The sequence below is a fragment of the Streptomyces tateyamensis genome, assembly GCF_003205575.1.
In the GTDB taxonomy this organism is placed as follows: Bacteria; Actinomycetota; Actinomycetes; order Streptomycetales; family Streptomycetaceae; genus Kitasatospora; species Kitasatospora tateyamensis.
The window spans coordinates 1-460 of record NZ_PYBW01000421.1; the positions used below are offsets into that span (position 1 = coordinate 1).

Below are 460 nucleotides of genomic sequence, written 5' to 3' on the forward strand. Positions count from 1 at the left end.
CGTGCGGGTGCTCTACGAGGAGCCCCGGCGAGGGTCGATGGGTTCGCGGATCACCTTCCTGCTCCCGAAGGACTGCGGCGGCGTGCTGACCGAGCTGGTCACCGCCGCGGAGTCGGACGGCCTCTGACCCTTCGGTAACCTGTCCAACCCCTGCCCTGCCCGGTTACAGGCCCGCTCCGGCCCACTACACTGCCCAGGGTCGCGGTGAGTCCGAATCCAGGGCACGGCTGAACGGTCGCAGTTCGGATCTGTCACCATTCTCCACAGGCAAGAGTTCGCCCAGGAGTCCGAACCGGTCCCGGGAGCGCGGTCACCGCGCCCCACCGGCCACGACTCCGACCACGGCCCGGGTTTCGCCCGCGCGACCGCGGATGCAAGGACCGGATCACCCGGCCCCGATGGGGCCGGCACCGGTCGAGGACGCGACCAGGAGATGGATGGGACCGCGCAGTGCGGGGCA

General features: G+C 70.7%; 1 pseudogene. It reads left to right on the forward strand.

What is annotated here, in order from left to right:
- Positions 1–127, forward strand: a pseudogene (locus tag C7C46_RS34040) (methylmalonyl-CoA epimerase); the annotation flags it as partial.
- Between the last annotated feature and the right edge of the window lie 333 nt (positions 128–460).